The organism is Streptomyces halobius, assembly GCF_023277745.1.
Taxonomy (GTDB): Bacteria; Actinomycetota; Actinomycetes; order Streptomycetales; family Streptomycetaceae; genus Streptomyces; species Streptomyces halobius.
Window position 1 is genome coordinate 3,765,926 of the sequence record NZ_CP086322.1, and the last position, 23,373, is coordinate 3,789,298.

Sequence of the window (23,373 nt, forward strand, 5' to 3'; positions counted from 1 at the left end):
TTCCCCTCCCGCACTCCGTCTCTGTCGGCACGACGTTACCTGTGCCCCATACGCGAAACCCCCGACCCTGGCGCGGTCGGGGGTTTCGGAGATTGCGCGGTACCGGCGGCGCCTAGTACCAGTTGTTGGCCTGCCAGAACGACCAGGCGCCGCACGGGCTGCCGTAGCGATCGTTCATGTAGTTCAGGCCCCACTTGATCTGCGTGGCCGGGTTGGTCTGCCAGTCGGAACCCGCCGAGGCCATCTTGGAGCCGGGCAGCGCCTGGACGAGACCGTATGCGCCGGAGGAGGCGTTGGTGGCCCGGTAGTTCCAGCTGGACTCGTGATCCACTATGTTGCTGAAGCACTGGAACTGCTCGCTCGCCACCATCTGGCGGGCCATGCTCTGCACCTCGGCGACGGTGTAGGAGCTCTTGACGAGGAAGTCACCGGCGTCGCGCGCGGCGGAGCGGGACGCGGCCAGCTCCTTCTTTTTGCGCTCCTCGGCTTCCTTCTGCGCCTTGGCGTCCGCGGCGTCCTTCTTGTCCTGCGCGGTCTGCGCGGCGGCCTTGCGTGCCGACTCCTGCGCGGCCTTGAGGGCCGCGGCACCGGCGGACGTCGATGCCTCGTCCGCCTGCTGCGTCAGGGACGCCGTCTGCACCTGGGCCTGTTGGCCCGCGGGGATGTCGGCGATCGTCGCGTCGGCCGCGGCGGCCTCGGTGTTGTCCACCGACGCCTGGCTGCCCGATGCGACGCCGACGACGGCGCCGACGGTGGTGACCGCGGTGGCGGAGGCCACGGCGAATCCCCGGACCGAGATCCGGCTCACACGTTTTCCTTCCAGCATCGCCCGCATAGGTGACCTCGCGGACGCAATCGTGCCCCTGGCGCTGGCCTCCCCTTGTTCCGGTCCCTGTTGAGCGGTCGGGTCCGACTGGTCACGGGAGGCACTGGCCCGGTACGTCCCCCTCGGGGGTCCGCGTGGTGCTCGGGCGGCATACGGCGACTCGCTATGAAGTTCGGGTGTTCCAACGCTCCCGGAGTCGTCCGGGAGCACCCCTGAGGGTGTTGGTGCCGTATGCGGGGCCTGACAGGAACCAGACTCTGCCCGAACGGCACGCCGGGAATCAATTCCGAGTCGGGTGTGAAAGCTCACACCTCGTTTACCCCCGGGGATTTTCGGATATTGCCGCGCACACGCGCGCCGCCCGGCTAAGCTCCTTCGCTTCGCCGGGCGGCAGATGCTCACAACGGGCAGATCACGCCAGCCAGTTCATAAAAGGTCAGATCCTTCCGTCCTCCAGCATTTCGGTCACCAGTGCCGCGATCGGCGAACGCTCCGAGCGGTTGAGCGTGACATGTGCGAACAGCGGATGCCCCTTGAGCTTCTCGACGACCGCGACCACTCCGTCGTGCCGCCCGACCCGGAGGTTGTCGCGCTGTGCGACGTCATGGGTCAGCACCACCCGGGAGTTGGCGCCGATACGGGACAGAACCGTCAAAAGGACATTCCGCTCCAGCGACTGGGCCTCATCGACGATGACGAACGCGTCGTGCAGCGACCGGCCGCGGATGTGCGTGAGCGGCAGCACCTCCAACATGCCGCGGCCCACCACCTCTTCGATGACGTCCTTGGTGGTCACCGCGGACAGGGTGTCGAAGACGGCCTGTGCCCAGGGGTTCATCTTCTCCGACTCGCTGCCCGGCAGATAGCCCAGCTCCTGCCCGCCCACCGCGTACAGCGGCCGGAAGACCATCACCTTGCGGTGCTGCTGGCGCTCCAGCACGGCCTCCAGGCCCGCGCACAGCGCCAGCGCCGACTTGCCCGTACCGGCCCGGCCGCCCATGGAAACGATCCCGACATCGGGGTCCAGCAGCAGATCCAGCGCGATCCGCTGCTCCGCGCTGCGACCGTGGATCCCGAACGCCTCCCGGTCGCCGCGCACCAGCCGGACCGCGCCCTCCGAGGTGACCCGGCCCAGCGCCTTGCCGCGCTCCGACTGGAGCACCAGTCCGGTATGCACCGGAAGTTCGGTGGCATCCGGAATGTGTGCGATGTCGGCGGCGAACAGATCGTCCACCGCTTCCGCGGAGACGGCCAGCTCGGCCATGCCCGTCCAGCCGGAGTCGGTGATCGCCAGCTCTGCACGGTACTCCTCGGCCAGCAGACCGACCGAGGACGCCTTGATGCGCATCGGCAGATCCTTGGAGACGACGGTGACGTCGAACCCCTCGGCCTGCAGATTGCGCGCCACCGCGAGGATCCGCGAGTCGTTGTCGCCCGTCCGGTGCCCGTTCAGGAAGGCGGCCGGCAGGATCCCCGGGTCGGAGTGGTTCAGCTCGACCCGGAGCGACCCGCCGAGACCCCCGATGGGGAGGGGGGCGTCCAGCCGCCCGTACTGCACGCGGTACTCGTCCAGCCGACGCAGCGCCTGCCGGGCGAAGTAACCGAGCTCCGGATGATGCCGCTTGGCCTCCAGCTCTGTGACCACGACGACCGGCAGCACGACTTCGTGCTCGTCGAAACGGGCCATGGCGCCTGGATCCGCCAGCAGGACGCTGGTGTCAAGGACATAGGTGCGCCGGCCGTTCTCACGGCGCTTGTTGCTGTTCACCACGGGTGGACGTACCCCCTCGGATGAGGTCGGGGTGCGACGGCGTCGCGGGGCGATTGGCTCCCGGGGACCGTGACATCCGCGGCTTGCGCCGCCGGCCCCGGAAGCCCGGCCATATAGAGACCGGACCGGGTTCTGGCCACGATGCGCGGGCCGAACACCGGCCCTCCGCGTCCTCCGTGCGGTACGCACGAACGTCCGTGATGTGCAAAGGGCCTCCCGGGCGGACGGCCGATGCCGCCCGCTGAGATACGACGCCCGATGTCTGATTCCGGACGCCGACCTGCCAGGGATATTCCCTCGAAGCCCCGCCCCCATGCCAGTGCATATGACACATACCTGGTGAACCTTGGGTTACGGGTGATCGCCGGGCTACGGTTCCCCGCAGCGAGCCGCCGTCACTTGAGGGGGCGTCAGAGCGGCGTCAAGGGTGGCGGTGTGAGCGACATCACTCCCTGCCGGCCCCGTCTCCGCAGCGGGAATACCGCCCCGACCCGTCGCGTTGTGGCGTCCGCACCCCTTAACGGTTCTGTTCGACCAACCCTGAAGGCTTCCGTCGGCCACCCCGGGGGCCCGCCCCGGCCCCGTCTCCCGCACCCCGCCCCGTCAGCCGCCGTAACGGCGATGCCGCGCTGAGTAGTCGCGCAGCGCGCGCAGGAAGTCGACCTTGCGGAAGGCCGGCCAGAAGACCTCGCAGAAGTAGTACTCGGAGTGGGCGCTCTGCCAGAGCATGAAACCCGAGAGCCGCTGCTCGCCGCTCGTACGGATCACCAGATCCGGGTCGGGCTGGCCACGTGTATAGAGGTGCTCGGAGATCTTCTCGATGTCGACGGTCTCGGCGATCTCCGCCACGGAGTGGCCGCGCTCGGCCTGCTCCAGCAGCAGCGAGCGCACCGCGTCCGCGATCTCCTGCCGGCCGCCGTAGCCGACGGCGACATTCACCAGGATGCCGGTGTTCTCGTCGGTGGTCTGCTCGGCCTCCTTCAGCACCTGCTGCGTCGGGGTGGGCAGCAGATCACGGTTGCCGACGTGGTGAACCCGCCACCGGCCGTCGGCCGCCAGACCGCGCACGGTGTTCTCGATGATCCCCAGAAGCGGGGTCAGCTCGGCCTCGGGCCGGTCGAGGTTGTCCGTCGACAGCAGCCAGAGCGTGACGACCTCGACATCGGTCTCCGCACACCAGCCCAGCAGCTCGGTGATCTTTTCCGCACCCGCCTGGTGGCCCTGCTCGGTCGTCCGCCCGTCGGCCCGCGCCCAGCGGCGGTTGCCGTCCAGAATGACACCGATGTGCTTGGGCACCTGGGTGTGATCCAGGCGGCCCTCCACCCGGCGCGCATACAGCCGGTAGGCCAGATTCCGCAGTGCGGTCGGATACGGGATGCGCACCCCGGAAGATCGCAGCATGTGTGGTCCAGCCCCTCCGTGCCTGAATGGCGGTCAGCCCCGCGTCGCCTCAAGTGAGCAACTTTACTTCTCGCGTGTATCAAGAGCCCAATCAGGTCTGTCACAACTACGTGATAGGGAGATGACCATGACTGGTACATCTGACTACCGCGCCGCGGAATCACGCTATGACTCCATGGAGTACCGGCGTACCGGCCGTAGCGGACTGAAACTCCCCGCTATCTCTCTGGGGCTGTGGCACAACTTCGGGGACGACCGCGCCCTCGCCTCCCAGCGGGCCATTCTCCGGCGCGCCTTCGACCTGGGCGTCACCCACTTCGATCTGGCGAACAACTACGGTCCGCCGCCCGGATCCGCCGAACTGAACTTTGGAAAGATCTTCGCGCAGGACTTCCGATCCTACCGCGACGAGATCATTCTCTCCACAAAGGCCGGATATCGGATGCGTCCCGGTCCCTATGGCGAATGGGGATCGCGGAAATATCTCCTCTCCTCGTTGGATGCGTCACTGAAGCGTATGGGCGTCGATTACGTCGATATTTTCTACTCGCACCGATTCGACCCGGACACCCCTTTGGAGGAAACGATGGGCGCGCTGGCGTCCGCCGTCCAGCAGGGCAAGGCGCTGTACGCCGGCGTCTCGTCCTACAACTCCGAGCAGACCCGTGAGGCGGCCCGGATCCTGCGCGCGATGGGCGTCCCGGCGCTGATCCACCAGCCCTCGTACTCGATGATCAACCGCTGGACCGAGGACGACGGGCTGCTGGACACCCTCGAAACGGAGGGCATGGGCTGTATCTCCTTCGCACCGCTCGCCCAGGGACTGCTGACCGACAAGTACCTGAACGGCGTCCCCGAGGGCTCGCGCGCCTCGCAGGGCAAGTCGCTGGACCCGGATCTGCTGTCGGACGAGGTGGTGCGCCGGCTCCGCGGGCTCCACGAGATCGCCGTCCGGCGCGGCCAGACGCTGGCGCAGCTGGCGCTGAACTGGGTCCTGCGCGACGAGCGGATGACCTCCGCCCTGATCGGCGCCAGCAGCGTCGCCCAGCTGGAGGCCAATATCGCGGCCCTCGACGCCCCCAAGATCACGGACACCGAACTGGCCGAGATCGACGAGTTCGCGAAGTCGACGGAGGGTGTGAACATCTGGGCACGGCGAAGCTGAGCGGTCGGCCCCGCCCGCCGCGATACGGAACGCGGACAGAAGCGGGCCGGTGCGGAACAAAAAGCGGGCCGGTCCGTGGGGGGGATACGGACCGGCCCGAGGGGGGGCTTCCACCATAACCCCACGGGAGGGGTGCTGCGCGCACGAGTCGGGAACACGGCGTGGCTCCGGTTCCGGGAGGGCTCGGACCGGAACCGGTTCCGGGGGCCTTGGAACGACTCCGGTTTCGACAGGCCGCGACCCGACCACGACCCGGCTCCGGTTCCGGGGCCTCGGGCCGACTTCGGGGACCTCACTCCGGGCGGCCTCGGGTGCGTCCGGGTGCCCTCGGTGACGACGTGGATCTGCGGGGCGGCTCGAAGGGACTCGCGGGACCCGAGGGGACTCGTCGGAACTGGTGGGAACTCGTGGGGACCCGTGGGGCTCAGGCCGCGGCGCCCAGGAGGAGTCCGCAGAAGGCGCCTGTGATCATGAATGGTCCGAGCGGCATGGTCGCCGTGCGCTGTTCCCGGTCCGCTCGCCGCAGCCGCCGGGCCAGCATCAGCCCGGCTCCGTACAGGGCGCCGAGCAGCACCCCCGCCGCACCGCCGACGACGACCGTGCGCCAGCCGTACCACCCAAGGGCGATCCCCAGGCCGACCGCCAGCTTGACGTCCCCCAGCCCGATCCCCGCCGGGTTGACGACGAACAGCAGCAGGTAGAACGCGCCGAGCAGCAGGCCACCCAGCAGCGCCCGCCGCCATGCGCCGGGCTCCCCCGTCAGCCATCCGACGAGGCCCAGCGGCCCCGCCGCCAGGGCCGCGAGCGGTAGCGTCAGCTCGTCCGGGAGGCGGTTGACCCGCCAGTCGACGACCGTCAGCAGCACCGTGACCGGTGTCATGATCAGCCAGGCGGCGAGCTCGGGCCGGGGCCCGGTCGCCGTTGCGAGGGCCGCGCAGGCCAGCGCGGTGACCGCCGCCGTCAGCAGCGTGCGCGGGCCATACGTGCCGCAGTCCGGGCAGCGCCCCCGCCCGAGCCAGCCCCGTGCCACCCCGGTGATCGCGTGCTCTCCGGGGCAGACCGCGCGCCACTCCTCCTCGGGCTCGACGGCCAGCCGGTGGGCGGGCCGCGGTATGAGCAGGCCGGCCGCGGCCCCGTAGGCGGCGGCGAGAGCGACGAGAAGGGGCAGTGTCAGGGGCACGGGTTGACCTTAGAGGGCGGACGTGGCCCGTGGGGTCGGGTGTGGCCCCTGGGGGCGAGCGTGGTCCCTGGGGGGCGGACGTAGTCCCTGGGGGGCGGGCATGGTGTGTGGGGGTCCTGGTGACGTATGTCGGGCCTGGAGCAGGAGCGTTGGCGGTGTTGGGGGGTGGGGAGTTGGCGGTGTCGGGGGTGGGGAGTTGGCGGTGTCGGGGGTGGGGAGTTGGCGGTGTCGGGGGTGGGGAGTTGGCGGTGTCGGGGGTGGGGAGTTGGCGGTGTCGGGGGTGGGGAGTTGGCGGTGTCGGGGGTGGGGAGTTGGCGGAGTTCGGGGAGCCTGATAGAACGCTTCGCATGGCGCGTTGGGAGAACGGCCCCGGGATCTTGCATGTCACGGACGCGGCGATTCCGCTGGAGATCGCGGCGTCTTATCGGGCGCGTACCCGTGGGCTGTCGGGGCGTGACGGTGTGGAAGGGGCGCTGCTGCTGACGCCGGCGAGTGGTGTGCATACGTTCCGGATGCGGTTTGCCATTGATGTGGCGTATTTGAGCCGGGACTTCACCGTGCTCGCCGTGCGCACCATGCCTCCCGGGCGGATGGGACTTCCCCGGCTCCGCGCCCGCCACGTCCTGGAGGCGGAGGCCGGAGCGATGGCGCGCTGGGGCCTGCTGCCCGGCCTGCGGGTCATGGTGGGGCCGGACCGGCGGCGGTTGGGCTGACCGCAGGCGTCCCTCAGGGAGCTACGAGCGCAACGCCACGAGCGTGACGCCGCGAGCGTGACGTCTCAGAACAGCGCGAGAGCGGTGTCTCAGAACGCCGCCAGCGCCGCGTCCGCGACCGCCTCCAGGGCCGCGCGGTCCACGCCGGCCCGCGCGGAGACCCGCAGGCCGCCGACGGAGGCGATGGCCAGGTGGGCGAGGGTACGGGCATCCTTGTCGGCCGCGATGTCGCCGTCCCGCTGACCGGACTCGATCACCGCGCGGAGTGCCTCCAGCCGGATGCCGTAGTCCCGTGCCAGCGCCACCGCGACCGGCTCGTCATGGGCCGACACCTCCACGCAGGTATTGACGACCAGACAGCCCCGGCCGTCGGCATGCCGTACGAACTCGTCGTCGATCACCCGCTGGAGCAGTGCGCGGATCTTCCGGCGCGCGGGCAGGTCGCCCTCCAGCAGCTCGGTCAGCTCGGCGTTCTTGCACTCCATATAGCGAGCCAGGGCCCGCTCGAAGAGATCGTGCTTGCTCTTGAAGGTGTTGTAGATACTGCTGCGCCCCAGGCCGGTGGCCTCGCACAAATCCTGGGTGGACGTCGCCTCATAGCCGGCGGCCCAGAACGCCTCCATCGCGGCGTCGACCGCCCGTTCCTCGTCGAACTTCCTGGGCCGAGCCATACCGGAACGTTACCACGTATTGGATCACGCAGTCCATTACGTAGGCGCCGGGGAGACCGGGGCTCGCACCCCTCGGCCCCGCGCCTGCCTGCTGCCTCGATCGAGCACTGCGATCCGCTCGGTGACGACGGCATCTCAGCCGTTGCACGCATGCTCCTGGCCAACGACACGGAAAATCTCCGCGGAACACACATCCATTCGCCCGTCTCACGCGTCTCATGGGCAAGCGGCACACCCATGTGGCCGCCATGCAGGGGCGTTTGGAGTATCTATTTTGAAAAACGGCATTACAGGCATGCGTCGTGCGTCCGCGGTCGTCGTCACCGCCGGAGCCGTGCTGGCAGCCGGGGCGTTCGCCGCTCCGGCGCAGGCCGCCACGCTCAAGGCGCCCGCGATCACCGCCAAGGGCGGCTTCGTGATGAACAACGGCACCGGGAAAACCCTCTTCACCAAGACCGCGGACACCCGTCGTTCCACCGGCTCGACCACCAAGATCATGACGGCCCGGGTGGTGCTCGGCCAGAAGAACCTCGACCTGGATTCCAAGGTCACCATCCAGAAGGCGTACAGCGACTACATCGTCGACAACAACTGGGCCTCGTCGGCCCGGCTGATCGTCGGCGACAAGGTCACCGTCCGCCAGCTCCTCTACGGGCTGATGCTCCCGTCCGGCTGTGACGCGGCGTACGCGCTGGCGGACAAGTTCGGCACCGGGTCGACGCGGGCCGCGCGCGTGAAGTCGTTCATCGGCAAGATGAACGCCACCGCCAAGAGCCTCGGCCTCAAGAACACCCACTTCGACTCGTTCGACGGCATCGGGCGCGGCGCGAACTACTCGACGCCGCGCGATCTGACGAAGCTCGCCGGCAACGCGATGAAGTACTCCACGTTCCGGTCGGTCGTGAAGACGAAGTCGACGAAGCAGAAGGTCACCACGAAGAGTGGCGGCTACCGCTACATGGAGTGGACCAACACCAATACACTGCTGGGCAGTTACCGGGGCGCCATCGGTGTGAAGACCGGTTCCGGCCCCGAGTCCAAGTACTGCCTGGTCTTCGCGGCGACGCGGGGCGGCAAGACGGTCATCGGCACGGTCCTCGCGTCCTCCTCGCTGGCCAACCGCACGGCGGACGCGAAGAAGTTGCTGGATTACGGGTTCAAGAAGTAGGCCACAGAATGTAGGCCGAAGCAGTAGGCGAGCAGGCCGGAGAGCCCGAGGCGGCCTTCCGGCCTGCTGTCGTCAGGACGACGCGCGCGGGAAGCTGATCTCCACACGGCGGTTCTTCTCCCGGCCGGCTTCGGTGGAGTTGTCGGCGATCGGGTACTGCTCCCCGTATCCGCGGATCTGGAAGCTGACGGACGAGTCGAGGCCCTCGGCCAGCTCCCGCTGGACGGCATCGGCCCGGTCCTTGGAGAGGGCGAGACCGTGCGCGGCCGAGCCGAGGTTGTCGGTGAAGCCGAAGACCCGCAGGCTGGTGGCGTTCTGCTTCCTGACCTCCGCGGCGATGGTGTCGATACGCGTCAGCGCGTCCGGCGTCAGCTCGGCGCTGTCCTTGCCGAAGAGCACCTCGGCCTGCAGCGCGAAGGTCACATTGTCGTTGGTGTCCTGGCGCCGCTCGGAACCGTCGTCGGTCTCCACGACGGACTTGATGTTGAGCACCTTGGACGGGGCGAGCTTGGCGCCCTGGACCATCCTGAGGTCGGGGTCGTGCGGGTCGATACGGACCGGCGGAGTGGAGTCCTCGGTCAGTCCGGGCGGGTCGGCCTGGGCGGCGGGGGCCGTCAGCACCGCGGTCAGCAGCAGCGAGGCGGCTACGGTCACGGCCGTACGGGACGCGCGGGTGGCGCGGGCCGCCCGGGGGGCACGGGTCTTCCGGGTCGCGGTCATCTGCCCGCTCAATCCGTGATCTGCACGCTGGCAGGCGGCATGGTCGGCAGCTGGAAGTCGACCTCGGTGACCTTGGCGGGCGGCGCGGGGAACTGTGCGAAGATCGGGCGGCTGGACCCGGGCATCAGCGCATTGAGAGCCGTGGTGCACAGGCATTCGCCGTTGGTGTCCCGCAGCACCAAGTACCGCTTCTTTCCGGCCTTGTCGACCAGTGTGGCTCCGGAGATGGAGGAGCGGGACTTCAGCTCGGTCTCGTTGGACCGCCAGTTGACGGCATTGAAGACGCGGGTACCGCGGTTGGTCACGGTGCCGTTGACCGTGACGAAGCCGCCGGTGTCACGGGCCACGGAGTGCAGGGTGATAACGATCCCGTCCGGCCCCTTCATCTCGCCGACCACCTGGTCGGAGTCGGCCGCCGGGGTACCGGGACCGCTCTCCTTCGGGGCGGCGCTGTGGCCGGCCGGCGGTTTCTTGCCGTCCGTCGCCTTCGCTCCGCCCTCGCCGCCTCCACAGCCGGCCACGACGAGAGCCAGGCCGACAGCGCTCGCCATGGCGACCGCTCCCCTGGCGGCCTTCGTGGTGCGCCGAATGTTCATGGATGCGATTCCTTTGATCGTCGAATGCTCGGGTGGCGGGAGCAGGACGGAGCCGGTCAATGGGCGAGGCGTACGGCGAACAGATCGGCTGCCTCGGGAAGATCGTGGAGGTTGTCGGGGTCGAGAATCCAGTTCTTGCCGTCACAGGTGATCTCGACGGGCACCGGCTTGTCGTCCTTGCCCTTGCCGCCCTTGCCGTCCTTACTCCCCTTGCCGTCGGCGGCCTTGTCGTCGTCCGGCGAGGCGGGATCGATGGTGCAGCGAGGCACCACCACGGCCTTGGCCCCGGCCGACGCGTGCTTGTGCTCGGTGCCCGGAATCACCGAATCACCCACGGTGTTACGGGTCTTGACCGTGACGCTGAACGAGGTGGGCCAGGAGTCCGGCGTACAGCTCGTGACGGACGCGTTATTGCGCCCGGCGAACCAGCCCGCGTTCTCGCACGCCCCTTCGGAGGGCACCCCGCGCCCGTTGAGCAGGTCCTCCCAGCCCGTACCGTCGCCGACCGCGTCCAGAAAGCCCTCGCTCAGCAACTTGCGGTACTTCTGGCCCGCGGCCAGGGCTGCCGCGTCGGCTGCCGTCTGCGCGCCGTTGCGGGTCGCCGCCGCCTGCCCGACGGCGAAGAACGCGAGCGCGAGAAAGAGCAGGCCCCCGACCGCCACGATGTAGAGCGGGAAAGCCTGCCCGGCGTCGCGCCGTCCACGACGCGTGAGAGGGGCCGTCACGGCCTCAGTGGCGATCAGATGCCGACTACCTCGGAAATCTTGTTGGCGATGGCGGTCGCGATCTGCCCGCCGAAGTCGGTGGTCGACAAAACCAGCACGATCGCCACGACCACCGCGATGATGCCGAGGTATTCGATCGAGGTCTGTCCCCGGTCGTTCCCCAAAATTCGCCGCTTCGCCATCATCTTCCCCTTCATGGGCGGCCGTCCCCCTCTGGTCCGGCTGGTCTGCCCCCGTGATGCCGGCGCGTTCGTCCGCGCGCGTGTCACGAGAAAAGTATGCCGGAAAAGGGTTCCCGGAACAGGGATCGCGGACCCCATCCTCTGTCGGGCAAGTGAATTCTCGGATCAACGGCGCGTTTCGGCCACTCAACCGCACCACGGTCACCCCCGTTCCCCCCTCCGGGACCATCCGACACTCCGACACTTCGCGGACCGCCGCCCCACCCGCGCCACGGTGCGAGCGGAGCCGTCGGCCATCCACTGTGGCACAACTCGTTGCTCTTGCGAAGGCGTTGGCCAGAAGCGGGCCGCAGAGCGTCCTCATCCGGCCGTGGTGATGTGCATCCGCAAGCACCGGGCCGATGGAGCGGCAGCCCTGGTCAACGGTCACTCGCCCATCAGGGAACCGAAGTCGGTGCCCGATCCCAGGAAGAACCCGGCGATCAGCAGGATCATCGTGGCCGGGACCATAAAGGTGGTGATCACCATCGTGGCCTTGGGGACCGCGCGGGCCGCGCGCCGGCGGGCGTTCTGGGCGTCCGTGCGGCGCATGTCGTTGGCGATCTGGATGAGGGTCTCGACGATCGGCGATCCCAGCTCCTCGCCCTGCTGCAGGGCCGTCACGAACTGGGCGACCTGTTCGGAGTCATTGCGTTTGCGCAGCTCCTCGAAGGCGGTGCGGCGGCTGACGCCCATGTCCATCTGGCGGAGGGTGATCCGGAGTTCGTCGGCCCAGGGACCCTCGTACTTGTCCGCGACCCGGTCCAGTGCCTGACGGAATCCGAGTCCCGCGCTGACGACGACGGCCAGCACGTCGAGGAAGTCGGGAAGGGTGCGTTCGATGGTGTCCTTGCGCTGGCGGATCGCGGCCCAGATGCCGACCTCGGTCCAGAAGAGGCCGAACAGCACCATGAGGACGCCGAGTACGGGCTGGTCGCGCAGGAACATCACCAGCGCGCCGAAGAAGCCGAGGGCCCCGTAGACGGCGCGGCGGGCGGCGTAGCGGTCGACGGTCAGGCCGCCGGGGTTGCCGGCCAGGTCGATCCGGCGGCGTACCCGGGCCACGCGTTTGTCGCCCATCAGCCGCAGGACGAGCGGTGCGTAGCGCATACCGGCGCGGTCCACCACCGAGCCGACGGCCGTCGTACGTGTCGAGCCGACCTCCAGGGACAGGGCGAGGTCGGGCGGGAGTCTGGCTTCGCGGCGGTAGAGCGCGATCCCGCAGCAGATGCCGACGACCGAGAGGGCGAAGGCGAGGGCCAGCAGGACACCGATTCCCATTCCCATGGCTCCCTGACACCTAGACGTCGATTTTGGCGAGGCGGCGAATGAAGAAGAAGCCGAGGCCGTAGAGGACGAAGGCTACGACGACGGCGAGCTGGCCGAGGAAGGAGGAGGTCATCCGGTCGATGGCGCCCGGGGCGATGCGGTTCATCAGGAGCAGGGTGCCGATGCCGAGCAGGGGGACGACATAGGCGGTGACGACGACCTGGGAGAGCTGGGTGCGGACCTCGCGGCGGGTCTCCTTGCGCTCCTCCAGGGTCTTGGTGAGGTTGCGCAGCGAGCCGACGACGGTGCCGCCGGCGCGGTGCGAGAGCACCAAGGTGGTGACGAGGACGACGAGTTCGCGGGAGGGGAGACGGTCGGCGAGTTCGCCGAGGGCGTCGTCGATGGAGTGGCCCACGGCGAGCTTGTCGGAGACCTTGGCCAGTTCCTCGCCCGCCGGGGCCTCCAGTTCCTCGGCGGCCATGCCGAGGGCGGTACGCAGGGCCAGGCCGGCCTGGGTGGCGTTGGCGAGGATCCGGGAGAGTTCGGGGAGCTGGTTGATGAACTTCTCGATGCGTTTCTGGCGCTGCCAGTTGAGGAAGGCGTGGGCGGCCCAGAGGGTGACCAGGGCGGTGATCGGGCCGAAGAAGGGGGCAAGGGTGGCCTGGGCGATCAGCCAGACGACGAGGGCCGTGCCGAGCACGGCGACGAAGAACTCTCCAGATGTGACGTCCAGGCCGGTGGCGGCCAGCCGGAGTTCGAGGCGGCGGCCGAAGCGGGTACGGCGCAGGACGCGGTCGACGGACCGGAAGCGGCGGCGCCGGCCGGTCGGCGACAGCCCCCGTTCGTCGGCGAGCCGGTCGACGACGGCCTGCCGCTGGGCGCGCCCGGCCGCGTAGACGCGTACGCCGGCGACCGCGAGGGCCCCGCACAGCAGGGTGGCCCCGAGGGCGAGGAGGGGGAGGGCGTTCCCGGTGGCCGTGATCGGGCCCCCGGAAGCTGTGGTCAGGGCCCAGCCGGTCATGTGGTGGCCTTCCGGGTGGCGAGCTGGTCGTCGGTGGCCGCGACGCCGAAGGCGGGCGGGGTGGGTTCGCCGGCCATGAAGAGGCGTTCGGCGACCCGGCGGGGCAGCGGGAAGTAGCGGAAGGCCCCGTGCACGACGCGGTCGGCGCCCATCGGGGCGACGTCGAAGCGGCAGACGGTGGCGATCCGGTAGTCCTCGTGGCCGCGGGAGTCGAGGATGGCGATCTCGCCGATCCGCCGGGAGCCGTCGGCGAGCCGGCCGAGCTGGACGATGCAGTCGACAGCGCTGTTGATCTGGTCCCGCAGCGCCTCGAACGGGATCTTGACGTCCGACATGGAGGCGAGGGTCTGCAGCCGCATCAGGGCGTCCTCGGCGCTGTTGGCGTGGACGGTGGCGAGCGAGCCGTCGTGGCCGGTGGACATCGCCTGGAGCATGTCGAGGGTCTCGCCGCCGCGTACCTCGCCGACGATGATGCGGTCGGGCCGCATGCGCAGGGAGTTGCGGACGAGGTCGCGGATGGTGATCCGGCCCTTGCCCTCCACGTTGGGCGGCCGTGATTCGAGCCGGATGACATGGGTCTGCTGGAGCTGGAGTTCGGCGGCGTCCTCGACGGTGATGATGCGTTCACCGTCGGGGATCAGCCCGGAGAGCGCGTTGAGGAGGGTGGTCTTCCCCGCACCGGTCGCCCCGGACACGACGACGTTGAACTTGGCGCGTACCAGGCCCGCCAGCAGCATCAGCATCTGTTCGTCGAGCGTGCCCATGCCGATGAGTTCGGCGAGGGTGTAGGCGCGCGGGAAGCGGCGGATGGTGAGGGTGGCGCCGTTCAGGGCGAGCGGCGGGATGATGACGTTGACCCGTTCGCCGGTGGGGAGGCGGGCGTCGACCATCGGATTCGACTCGTCCACCCGGCGGTTGACGGTCGAGACGATGCGTTCGATGGTCTGCATCAGCTGCTCGTGCGAGGCGAAGCGGACGGGGACCAGCTCGACCCGGCCGCAGCGCTCGACATACACCTGGTCCGGGCCGTTGACCATGATCTCGGTGACGGAGGCGTCTTCGAGGAGCGGTTCCAGGACGCCCAGGCCGAGCGCCTCGTCCACCACCCGGCGGGTGAGCTGGGAGCGCTCGGCGGTGGAGAGGACCGGGCCCTCGCGGCTGATGATGTGGCCGAGTACGCGTTCCAGACGGGAGCGGCGTTCGTCGGCGGACAGCGAGGACATCTCGGCGAGGTCGATCTCTTCGAGCAGCTTGGCGCGGTAGACGGCGACCAGGTGGCTGTCCTGGCGGGCCTCGCCGGCCGGCTCGGGGGCGACGATCCGGGCTTTGAGGCTCATCGCGGGGGTCCTTGCGCCGGCACTCCGGGTGCTCCTGGTGCTGTTCGTGTTCCTTGTGTTCCTTGCGCCGACACTCCGGGTGCTCCTTCGTACGTCCGCGGGCCGCCGTCCAGGGCGTTCGCGGGGCGGGGCATGGTGGCGCCGCGGCGGGCGGAGCCGAAGTCGACGCCGGGGATCAGGGACGGGATGCGGACGGTGGCGGTCGCGTGGACCGAACCGCCGCCGCCGGTCACGGAGATGGTCGCGTCGTCGGCGAGCCAGCCGCTCATCGCGGCCCGGCCGGCGGTCTGTGGATCGGCCGTGCGGTCGGCCTCGTCCATCGAGGCGGTACGGGCCGCGGCGCGGGCGCCCGTTCCGGCCTGCTGGACGGCGTACGCACCGAGGCCCAGCTGGACCACGGCGAGCGCGACGATGAGCAGGATCGGCAGGAAGCCGAGGAATTCGATGGACGCCTGGCCCCGGTCCCGGCCGCGGCCGCGCAGGCGGGCAGGGACACGGCGGCCGTGCGGCCGGGACAGCGGATGGAACAGCCTGGCCAGGCACCCCGAGGGGCTGCCGCCGCGTGCGGTCGTCGTCGGCACCGTCATCACCCGCTGTCCTCCTGCGCGGCACCGGCCGTGCCGGTGACCGTCCAAGGGAAGTCGCCCGCCCCGGGGAAGAGCACCGGGACCTTGAGGCGGACCGTGGCCTTCCACAGTCCTGCCTGGGGATGGCAGGCGGTCGAGGCGCCGCCGCGCCAGGAGTCGGGCAGATCGTCCTCGGCGGCGGAGCGGCAGGCGCCCGCGCCGCCGCCCTGGGTGGCGGTGGCGGCCCGCGCCCCCCGGTCCGCGGAGTTGGCGGCGAGCGAGTAGGTGTAGCCGACCAGCACGAACTGCCAGACGAGGATGAGCACCAGCGCGATCAGCGGGAGCAGCCCGAGGAACTCCACGGACACCTGCCCCCGGTCGCCGCCGCCCAGCGGCCGCCGCACCGCTCAGCCCTCCTCGTACGGACCGGCCGGATCGAACGGCCCCGGGCTCTTGGCCGCCGCCGCGCGCCGCGGGCCGAACCGATGACCGGGCCCGGGCGCGGTGCCGGACCCCGGCGCAGGCCCGGAGACCGGCCCCGATGCCGTCCCCGGGCCGGGCCCGGAAACCGCACCGGCGCCGGGAGCGGCCCCCGCAGTTATCGCCTTGCGCTTACGTCCCGTCAGCGACGGACGCGCCCGGTGGCTGCCCCGCCCTTGGCGCACGGCCGGCGACCCGACCAGGCCCAGCTCGCCGGCCAGCGCCCAAAGCGCCTGCTTGACCGTGGACCGGCTGTCCAGGTCCTGCATCCGGCCCGCGTCGACGCACGGCTGAAGCTCCTTGAAGGCGGCGGGGATGGTCGTTCTGGCCACCTGGGTGCCGGTGGCCTTGGCGACCAGCGGTGGCTGAATCTCGGTGTTACGGGTGAGGCGGTTGACGACCGTGGTGGTGTCCGCCGCCTTGCGGATCTGCAGTCGGTCCCACAGCCGTACCTGCCGTTTGGCGGCGCGTACGGACACCACGTCCGGGGTGGTCACCAGCAGTGCGGCCTCGGCGAGTTCGACGGCCGCGGCGTTGGCGGACTGCATCTGGGAGCCGCAGTCGACGATCACCACGTCATAGCGGGAGCGCAGCGCGGTGACGATCTGTCGGGCGGCCCGGTCGTCGACCTCCTCGGCGCGCTCACCCTCCTCCGGGCCCAGCAGCAGGCCGAGACCGGTGTGGTGGTCGTGCACCGCGTCCTGGAGGACCCGTACGGAGATGTCCTGGATTCCGGCCAGGTCGACGATGGAACGGCGGAACTGGACGTCCAGGTAGGAGGCGACATCGCCGGACTGGAGGTCCATGTCGACCAGCGCGACGCTACGGCCCGCCGCACGTGCGGCCAGTGCCAGCTGGACGGCGGCGACCGTGGTGCCGACACCGCCCTTGGCGCCGGTCACGGTCACCAGGGTGCCGCTCGGCCCGGGAGGAGCGTCCTGGCCGCCCCCCAGGTGCACCCGTACGCCCGCCGACCACTGGGCGGCGGCCTGCACCCGGGCGGCCAGTTCGTCGTATCCCAGCGGCAGGCCGACGATGCCGCGGGCGCCCGCGTCCATCGCCGCGGAGAACAGCGCGGGGCCCGCGTCGGTGGTGATCAGCACCACACCGACGGCCGGGAAACGCAGCGCCACCTCGCGGATCAGCTCCAGCGCCGGGACCGGTCCGATGCGTTCGTGGACGAGGAGGACTTCGGGGAGCCCTTCGACCGCCGCGGCCGGGGCTTCGGGCGGTGCGGTGGCCCCCTGCCCGCCGGCTTCGTGGGCGGTGGCCGCCGCCAGGGCGCCCAGCAGCGCGGTGGAATCGGCGACGGCGGGCGCGGGTTCGGCGTCCGGCAGCTGGCTGAGCAGCGCGGCCACGGCGCGGGCGGCGTCGGGGTCGCCGACCGCCGGGAGGATACGGATGGTCACCTGTGCCTCCGGGTCATTTGTCGCCGTCGAGGGTGTAGGTGCGCTCGCCGGGCGGGATGGCGGTCTCGCTGCCGGGGGCGAGCAGGGCGAGCCGTACGTGGGAGGCGAAGGACTCGGCGTAGGCGACCCGTTGGGCGTCCCGGGTGTCCAGCGCGAAAGTGATCGGCACCGCCGGGCCGCCCCGGCGTCCTGCGGTGGTGTCGCCGGGGTCCTTGGACTCCAGCGGTGTCAGCTTGCCGACGTCGATAACCTGGGCGCCGGCGACGATGACCTTGGAAACCGGCCGGTCCTCCGGGCGCTTGCCCTCGAACGTGGCGTAGATGTTCACCCGGGCACCGGGATTGATCTTGCCGGCCACGCCGGTGGCGGCGTCGATCATGATGGCGATCTCCTGCTGTCCGGGCTTCAGCGCCGGGCGTTCGACGATCATGTCGTCCTGGAGCAGCGAGCCCTTCTTCAGCGGGGTCACCGCTATCTTGCCGCTGACCCTGTCCAGGTCGGTCACGGCGGTGGGCGGCAGCCAGCGCTCCGGCATCCTCACCTTTTCGAACTGCCCGGGATCCAGTGCTCGGTAAGCCGCGACATCCGCCTTGAGCCGATACGCCGTCTTCTCCGGCCCGACCTTGGACTCTACGTTCTTGATCACCGACAGTACGCCGACGAACGCGCCGACCGCACAGAGAACCGACAGGAGCAGCAGGATCACTCCGCGGCGCTGGCGTGAGTTCATGGGGGTGGGACCTCGATCGGGACGGGGAGGGGAGACGGGACGGTCAGTTGTCGGGAGTGGCGGGCGGTTTGGGGTGCTACCTGCCCGGAGGTGCGGTCTCGTAGAGCTGCCCCGCCCCCGCCGCGTACGATCCGCCCGACATATCGGGACCTCGTACGTCCACCCGGCCCGGTCCACAGCGCGCGCCCTGATCGTCCGGGACGCCCTCCGGCGCCACAGGCGACAGACCGCGCTGCCGCAGCGCCTCGGGCGGCGCGTCGGGTACGGGGAACGGGGCCGGGGCGGGCGCCTGCGCCACGGGAGCGGGGGCATGGGCGGGAGGAGGGGGAGGCGAAGGAGGAGCAGGGGCCGTCGCCGCGGGAGCGCAGGCGGCCTGCGCCGTCCCGCGCCCCTCAATCGCCGTCTGCCCGGCGGCGGCCCCCAGGTGCCCCTGGCCGGCGGCCGCCCCGTCCCTCGCCGCCGGTTCCGCGCAGAACGCGCACCGGTCGCCGATGAGTTCCAGGCCGCACCAGCGGCAGCCCTCGCGCCGTACGGAAGCGACCAGTTGGTAGAGCACCGAAGGGTCCGGGATGGCCGCCGCGAATTCGATCAGCTTGTGGGTGCCCCACCACCGGGCGGACTCGGCGGGCAGCCGCTCCTCGCACACCCCCTGCGTACGCCAGGCCGGGGCCAGCACACCGCCCACCCACTCCCCCGCGAGCTGCCCCCGGGCGACGGCGAGTCGGGTGGCGAAGCCGGGTGCCGGCAGCCCGGCCTCGGAGCTGTGCCGGTCCACGTGCAGCAGCCGCGGTTCGGGGTTGGCGAGCACCGCGAAATGCGCGCCCGGCAGCCAGGACTTCATATGGGAGCGCAGATCCACCTCGACGCGGTCCAGGCCGCTGACACTACCCAGCAGCGCGCCCGCGTGGACGTAGTGGGCCAGCAGCCGCGTCGCGCAGGCCAGCACCCCCGGGCTGAAGTCGCACAGCGACAACTGCCGTAGCTGGCGGGCGAGCACGGCCACGGCCAATGGTGGCAGGTCCAGTGGCAGGATGGCGATGCGGTCGCTCTCCAGGAGCGCGCGCAGGGTGTGCAGCCGGCGGATGTGGTCCGGCGGGCAGGCGGCGGAGTACAGGGCGACGAGGTGGCCGTGGTGCTCCAGTACGGCGCCGGTCTCCGTCAGGGCGTCGTCCAGCGGCTGGAGATGCGGGGCCCGCAGGACGACGGCGGCCGGGGTCTGCCGGTCGATGGCGGGCAGCGCGAGGTCAGGGCTGGTGACTGCAATCGCGGTCGGCACGTCGCTCCCCCACTCCCTCCGGCCGCCGGAGGTCCCGGGACCGCGGATCGGCACAGCTCTGCGCCATCGGCGCCATACGTTCAGCACTTTATCCACGAGATACGCCCCAAGAGAACACGTTCTGGGCTACTCGTCATGACCATCGGCCCCCTGGGATCTGGCATATACCGGTCCGGGAAATGGCACATACCGCCCGGCCGAAGACCGTGCGAACGACCGCTTCCGACACGACCCTTGACACGGTCATTGGTCTGGACCAACTTGTACCGCAAGCACAGGGGCCCCTGAGCCGCGCACCCGCACCACTCCCCCAAACACCCCCCACCCGGAGGCAGTCGTGGCTCGCGCAGGATCAGGAACAGTGCACAGAAGGCTGAGGACAAGGCTGCTGGCAGGGCTGGCCGCCGCGGTGCTGACGTCGGCCGGCACCGTCGCGGCGGGCTCCGCCAGCGCCTCCGAGGAACGACCGGCGAAACCGGCGGCACACACCGCCACGGTGCCCGAGCACGCGGTCACCGGCTACTGGCAGAACTTCGACAACGGCGCCACCGTGCAGAAGCTGAAGGACGTCGACGACGCCTACGACATCATCGCGGTGTCCTTCGCCGACGCGACCGGCCGGCCGGGCGCCGTCACCTTCAACCTCGACCCGGCCGTCGGATACGGCTCCGTCGACGACTTCAAGGCCGATATCAAGGCCAAGCAGGACGCCGGGAAATCCGTGATCGTCTCCGTCGGCGGCGAGAAGGGCTCGGTGTCGGTCAACGACGACGCCTCCGCGAAGAACTTCGCCGACTCCATCAACAAGCTGATGGACGAATACGGCTTCAACGGCGTCGACATCGACCTGGAGAACGGCCTCAACTCGACCTACATGACACAGGCCCTCAAGGCCATTCACGCCGCGCACAAGGACGTCGTGGTGACCATGGCCCCACAGACCGTCGATATGCAGTCACCGCAGAACGAGTACTTCAAGACGGCCCTCGCCATCAAGGACTTCCTGACGGTCGTCAACATGCAGTACTACAACAGCGGTTCCATGAACGGCTGTGACGGCAAGGTCTACGCACAGGGCTCGGTCGACTTCCTGACCGCGCTCGCCTGCATCCAGCTGGAAGGCGGCCTCGACCCGTCCCAGGTGGGCATCGGCGTACCGGCCTCCTCCCGGGCCGCCGGCAGCGGCTATGTCGCCCCGTCCGTCGTCAACGCCGCCCTGGACTGCCTCACCCAGGGCAGCGACTGCGGCTCCTTCAAGCCGTCCAAGACCTACCCGGGCCTGCGCGGCGTGATGACCTGGTCCACCAACTGGGACGCCTCGAACGGCAATGAATTCGCCGGCCAGGTGGGCGCGCACGTCCACGGCCTCCCGTAACCCCCTGCCCCCGGGCGGCTCCAGGCGCCACCCCCCACAGCCAGGTCCCGTGCACGCATGCACGGGACCTGGCGTCTTGCGTATGAGCGCCTTGCGCAGGAGCGGTGACTACGTCCTAGCGACGGCCGGCCGACGCACCCGAGGGCTCGGGCAGTTCACAGCCCTCGGCGCTCAGATCCAGCTTGTTGCCGACGCCGAAGCACTTCGGTATCCCGTACGTCTGCTGGGCGTAGTTGATGCCCTTGCGCACGGTGACCTTGCCGTTCTCGTCCACCTCACACGGGTTGTTGACGGTGCACCTCTCACCGCTCTCATTGCCCGTGTTGTTGACCGCCGCGACCTTGCCGGAGGCGGTGTCGATCACCGGCGATCCGGACGTCCCGCCGATCGTCTTGCACTCCGGGGTGTAACGGACCGAGTCCTTCCAGGTCCAGTCGCCCTCCTTGAGGTTGTGCACAAATCCGTCGATGTTGCAGGAGTAGATCCTCTTCCAGTAGCCGGACACCACGCTGATCGCCGCCCCCTGGGCAGGGTGTTCGGTGGCCAGCTCCAGCGGCTTGATCTGGTACTTCTGCTCGATCTCGGCATACGTCGAGCCGGTCTCGTACAGCGACACATCGGTGTCGGTCATCGTGGCGTACGCGACCTTGGTGGCCTTGATCGTGCCCAGCTCACCGGCCGACGCGTCGAGCACGGTGAATCTGCGGCTGGACGGCCGGTCGACGACGACCTCGCCCGCACCGGGCATACCGCCTTCCAGACAGTGGCCGTTGGACATCACCAGGGCCGGGTCGTTCTCCTGCGACGTGGGCATCTTGACGATCGAGCCCGAGCAGTTGCTCAGCGCGACCGTACCCGCGAAGCCCACCGCTTTGGACTTGCCCTTGGCCGTGACCTGGGCCGTGGTCCGGTCCTTGGCCTTGGAGTCGACCACGAGCTGCGACGCCTGCGTCCGCTCCTGCTCCTGCGCTGACTTGCCCGGATGGGGGCTCGCACCGGCCGGTCCGGCGGTGCCCACCAGGGCTGCGGCGCCCAGAACGGCCGTGGCCAGGGCGCCGACGAGAGGTCTGATCATGTGGGGGGTCCTCTCCGCATCTGTCACCGAAGGTCGTTGGTGCCCCTTCGGCTTTGTCGTGCGCATTGTTGGCGCCGACAACCCTGCCTGGCAATGAATTTCCGGAAATCGATGACAGATCAATGACAGATTGCCGGGTTCAACGAGGTCCCGGGGCCAACCGGAGCCACTCCCACAACTTTGACTTTCCCTCACCTTGACCCGCCCATGCCAAGGCTCAACACTGGCGCCGTCGCTACCTCTCACCCCCCACAGGAGACCGCATGCGACCACGAATACGCGGCGGACGCATCACCGTCCTCGCCGCACTCTTCTCCCTCGCACTCGCCGCCCCCCTCACCGCGCAGGCGCAGAGCGCCCCGCCCGCCGGGCCCACCGCCTCCGGCACCTCCCTCGGCGCCGAACGCCCGCACCAGTACGAGGTGACCGGCCCCGCGACCCGCGCCCAGCGCACCGCGCTCGCCGCCACCGGGGTCTCCATCGACGAGGTGCACGGACGTACCGTCGTCATCACCGCGAAGCCCGCTCAGGCCACCGCCGTACGCCAACTCGGCCACACGGTGAGCCGGTTGCCCGACCCACCGGTCACCGGCAAGGGCTCCCCCTCCGGCAAGGTCAAGGACTTCCCCGAGGGCTACACGGGCTACCACACCTACGACGAGGCGACGAAGGAGATCGACGGCCTCGTCGCCAAGTACCCGGACATCCTCAGCAAGCAGGTCATCGGCACGTCCCACGAGGGCCGCGACATCCTCGCCCTCAAACTCAGCAAGAACGTGTCCGAGGACGAGCAGGAGCCCGAGGTCCTCTTCACCTCCCACCAGCACGCCCGTGAACACCTCACGGTCGAGATGGCCCTCTACCTCCTCAACGAGTTCACCTCGACGTACGGCAGCGACGACCGCGTCACCAAGATGCTGGACTCCCGTGAACTCTGGATCCTCCCGGACCTCAACCCGGACGGCGGTGAGTTCGACATCGCCTCCGGGAACTTCGTCAGCTGGCGCAAGAACCGCCAGCCCAACAGCGGATCCCGCCAGGTCGGCACCGACCTCAACCGCAACTGGGACTACAAGTGGGGCTGCTGCGGCGGCTCGTCCGGCAACCCCGGCTCCGAGACCTACCGCGGCCCGTCCCCCGAATCGGCCCCCGAGGTGAAGGTCGTCGCCGACTTCGTCCGCAGCCGGAACGTCGGCGGCCAGCAGCAGATCAAGACCGCCATCGACTTCCACACCTACAGCGAACTCGTCCTCTGGCCCTTCGGCTACACCTATGCCGACACCGGCGAGGGCATGACCCAGGACGACCACGACGCCTTCGCCGCCATCGGCAAGGACATGGCCGCCAGCAACGGCTACACGCCCGAGCAGTCCAGCGATCTGTACATCACCGACGGCTCGATCGACGACTGGCTGTGGGGCGACCAGAAGATATTCGGCTACACGTTCGAGATGTACCCGTCATCGGCTGCCGGCGGCGGCTTCTATCCGCGCGACACCGTGATCCCGAAGGAGACCTCACGCAACCGCGAGGCGGTGCTGCAGCTCGCGGAGATCGCCGACTGCCCCTATCGCGCGATCGGCAAGGAGGACCAGTACTGCAAGGGGAGTTGAGCGCGTGAAGTGAGCAAGTGAAGTGAACACGTGAGATGAGCGTGCGAGGCGCCCGGTCCGTCGAT

The 23,373-nt window shown here is 69.6% G+C and carries 23 protein-coding genes; 5 read left to right on the forward strand and 18 right to left on the reverse strand.

Features of this window, described 5'->3' with window-relative positions; genetic code table 11:
* Positions 1–112: 112 nt before the first annotated feature.
* From K9S39_RS17085 to K9S39_RS17095, 3 genes are all read right to left on the reverse strand, one after another.
* Positions 113–808, reverse strand: coding sequence for an aggregation-promoting factor C-terminal-like domain-containing protein (locus K9S39_RS17085; RefSeq protein WP_248864226.1), 696 nt, complete (start codon positions 806–808; stop codon positions 113–115).
* Between the two features lie 454 nt (positions 809–1,262).
* Positions 1,263–2,597, reverse strand: coding sequence for a PhoH family protein (locus K9S39_RS17090; RefSeq protein ID WP_248864227.1), 1,335 nt, complete (start codon positions 2,595–2,597; stop codon positions 1,263–1,265).
* Positions 2,598–3,200: 603 nt separating this feature from the next.
* The gene (locus tag K9S39_RS17095; RefSeq protein ID WP_248864228.1) at positions 3,201–3,998 is read right to left on the reverse strand and encodes an isoprenyl transferase; all 798 of its coding nucleotides are present in this window, start codon (positions 3,996–3,998) and stop codon (positions 3,201–3,203) included.
* Between the two features lie 127 nt (positions 3,999–4,125).
* On the opposite strand from K9S39_RS17095, the gene mgrA reads away from it, so the two are divergent.
* On the forward strand, positions 4,126–5,163 hold the full coding sequence (mgrA, locus tag K9S39_RS17100) for an L-glyceraldehyde 3-phosphate reductase (protein WP_248864229.1): 1,038 nt from the start codon (positions 4,126–4,128) through the stop codon (positions 5,161–5,163).
* Positions 5,164–5,587: 424 nt separating this feature from the next.
* Here the strand turns inward: mgrA and K9S39_RS17105 are convergent, their stop codons facing one another.
* The gene (locus K9S39_RS17105; RefSeq protein WP_406708142.1) at positions 5,588–6,337 is read right to left on the reverse strand and encodes a prepilin peptidase; all 750 of its coding nucleotides are present in this window, start codon (positions 6,335–6,337) and stop codon (positions 5,588–5,590) included.
* Between the two features lie 353 nt (positions 6,338–6,690).
* Between K9S39_RS17105 and K9S39_RS17110 the strand changes: the two genes are divergently transcribed.
* Entirely contained in the window at positions 6,691–7,056 is a 366-nt protein-coding gene (locus K9S39_RS17110; protein WP_248864231.1) for a DUF192 domain-containing protein, read from the forward strand.
* Positions 7,057–7,145: 89 nt separating this feature from the next.
* Here K9S39_RS17110 and K9S39_RS17115 read toward each other — a convergent pair whose 3' ends face one another.
* A complete protein-coding gene (locus K9S39_RS17115; protein WP_248864232.1) occupies positions 7,146–7,727 on the reverse strand; it encodes a TetR/AcrR family transcriptional regulator in 582 nt (193 codons plus the stop codon).
* A gap of 274 nt (positions 7,728–8,001) precedes the next feature.
* Between K9S39_RS17115 and K9S39_RS17120 the strand changes: the two genes are divergently transcribed.
* Positions 8,002–8,895 (forward strand): D-alanyl-D-alanine carboxypeptidase family protein, encoded by an 894-nt coding sequence (locus K9S39_RS17120; RefSeq protein ID WP_248864233.1) that lies wholly within the window; start codon positions 8,002–8,004, stop codon positions 8,893–8,895.
* Positions 8,896–8,967: 72 nt separating this feature from the next.
* On the opposite strand, the gene K9S39_RS17125 is transcribed toward K9S39_RS17120, so the two are convergent.
* From K9S39_RS17125 to K9S39_RS17180, 12 genes are all read right to left on the reverse strand, one after another.
* A complete protein-coding gene (locus tag K9S39_RS17125) occupies positions 8,968–9,615 on the reverse strand; it encodes an OmpA family protein (RefSeq protein WP_248864234.1) in 648 nt (215 codons plus the stop codon).
* Between the two features lie 8 nt (positions 9,616–9,623).
* A complete protein-coding gene (locus tag K9S39_RS17130; RefSeq protein ID WP_248864235.1) occupies positions 9,624–10,211 on the reverse strand; it encodes a hypothetical protein in 588 nt (195 codons plus the stop codon).
* A 56-nt stretch (positions 10,212–10,267) separates the two neighbouring features.
* Complete coding sequence (locus tag K9S39_RS17135) at positions 10,268–10,936, reverse strand: pilus assembly protein TadG-related protein (RefSeq protein ID WP_248864236.1); 669 nt, start codon at positions 10,934–10,936, stop codon at positions 10,268–10,270.
* A gap of 14 nt (positions 10,937–10,950) precedes the next feature.
* Positions 10,951–11,133, reverse strand: a complete 183-nt coding sequence (locus tag K9S39_RS17140; RefSeq protein WP_248869239.1) for a hypothetical protein — start codon at positions 11,131–11,133, stop codon at positions 10,951–10,953.
* Positions 11,134–11,544: 411 nt separating this feature from the next.
* On the reverse strand, positions 11,545–12,438 hold the full coding sequence (locus tag K9S39_RS17145) for a DUF5936 domain-containing protein (protein ID WP_248864237.1): 894 nt from the start codon (positions 12,436–12,438) through the stop codon (positions 11,545–11,547).
* 19 nt (positions 12,439–12,457) lie between these two features.
* Complete coding sequence (locus tag K9S39_RS17150; protein WP_248864238.1) at positions 12,458–13,447, reverse strand: type II secretion system F family protein; 990 nt, start codon at positions 13,445–13,447, stop codon at positions 12,458–12,460.
* Positions 13,444–14,784, reverse strand: coding sequence for a CpaF family protein (locus K9S39_RS17155; protein WP_248864239.1), 1,341 nt, complete (start codon positions 14,782–14,784; stop codon positions 13,444–13,446). Before K9S39_RS17155 ends, K9S39_RS17150 begins: the two co-directional genes overlap by 4 nt.
* Positions 14,781–15,371, reverse strand: coding sequence for a TadE/TadG family type IV pilus assembly protein (locus K9S39_RS17160; protein ID WP_248864240.1), 591 nt, complete (start codon positions 15,369–15,371; stop codon positions 14,781–14,783). The genes K9S39_RS17155 and K9S39_RS17160 overlap by 4 nt, the downstream gene beginning before the upstream one ends.
* Complete coding sequence (locus tag K9S39_RS17165; RefSeq protein ID WP_248864241.1) at positions 15,371–15,754, reverse strand: TadE family protein; 384 nt, start codon at positions 15,752–15,754, stop codon at positions 15,371–15,373. Before K9S39_RS17165 ends, K9S39_RS17160 begins: the two co-directional genes overlap by 1 nt.
* Before the next feature lie 3 nt (positions 15,755–15,757).
* Complete coding sequence (locus tag K9S39_RS17170) at positions 15,758–17,239, reverse strand: AAA family ATPase (protein ID WP_248864242.1); 1,482 nt, start codon at positions 17,237–17,239, stop codon at positions 15,758–15,760.
* 13 nt (positions 17,240–17,252) lie between these two features.
* Complete coding sequence (cpaB, locus tag K9S39_RS17175; protein WP_248864243.1) at positions 17,253–17,969, reverse strand: Flp pilus assembly protein CpaB; 717 nt, start codon at positions 17,967–17,969, stop codon at positions 17,253–17,255.
* Positions 17,970–18,045: 76 nt separating this feature from the next.
* Positions 18,046–19,245: a hypothetical protein gene (locus K9S39_RS17180; protein WP_319949560.1), complete on the reverse strand. Its 1,200-nt coding sequence runs from the start codon at positions 19,243–19,245 to the stop codon at positions 18,046–18,048.
* Between the two features lie 361 nt (positions 19,246–19,606).
* Between K9S39_RS17180 and K9S39_RS17185 the strand changes: the two genes are divergently transcribed.
* Positions 19,607–20,620 carry a chitinase gene (locus tag K9S39_RS17185; RefSeq protein WP_248864244.1) on the forward strand — a complete coding sequence of 338 codons (1,014 nt, stop codon included), beginning with the start codon at positions 19,607–19,609 and terminating at the stop codon, positions 20,618–20,620.
* Between the two features lie 115 nt (positions 20,621–20,735).
* Here K9S39_RS17185 and K9S39_RS17190 read toward each other — a convergent pair whose 3' ends face one another.
* Positions 20,736–21,695 (reverse strand): trypsin-like peptidase domain-containing protein, encoded by a 960-nt coding sequence (locus K9S39_RS17190; RefSeq protein WP_248864245.1) that lies wholly within the window; start codon positions 21,693–21,695, stop codon positions 20,736–20,738.
* 263 nt (positions 21,696–21,958) lie between these two features.
* On the opposite strand from K9S39_RS17190, the gene K9S39_RS17195 reads away from it, so the two are divergent.
* Positions 21,959–23,308, forward strand: coding sequence for a M14 family metallopeptidase (locus tag K9S39_RS17195; RefSeq protein WP_248864246.1), 1,350 nt, complete (start codon positions 21,959–21,961; stop codon positions 23,306–23,308).
* Positions 23,309–23,373 lie beyond the last annotated feature (65 nt).